Origin of the sequence: Romboutsia sp. 13368, assembly GCF_018336475.1 — a bacterium.
Taxonomy (GTDB): domain Bacteria; phylum Bacillota; class Clostridia; order Peptostreptococcales; family Peptostreptococcaceae; genus Romboutsia.
Genome location: NZ_CP048741.1, coordinates 2,050,214 through 2,050,452 on the forward strand (window position 1 = coordinate 2,050,214; position 239 = coordinate 2,050,452).

At 21.5% G+C, this 239-nt stretch carries 1 protein-coding gene; it reads right to left on the bottom strand.

Features of this window, described 5'->3' with window-relative positions:
• Positions 1-144, bottom strand: a 144-nt coding sequence (locus G3997_RS11980; protein WP_296649492.1) for a sugar transferase, incomplete at its 3' end; no start/stop codon positions are given.
• Between the last annotated feature and the right edge of the window lie 95 nt (positions 145-239).

Below are 239 nucleotides of genomic sequence, written 5' to 3' on the forward strand. Positions count from 1 at the left end.
ATAAAAAGGCTTATTATCTTTACCTGCTCTTAACTGTTTAAATATTACAGGTCCATTTGATTCTAATTTTATAAGTATTGAAACTATAATAAGTACTGGAGATAAGATGATTATACCTAATAAAGAACATATTACATCWAWCACCTTTTTATAAATTTGTATATAAAATTTATTTTTTTATATGATTCTATATCAGATTCCATATCTAAATCTGTACCTCTATTATATATAAGTTTATT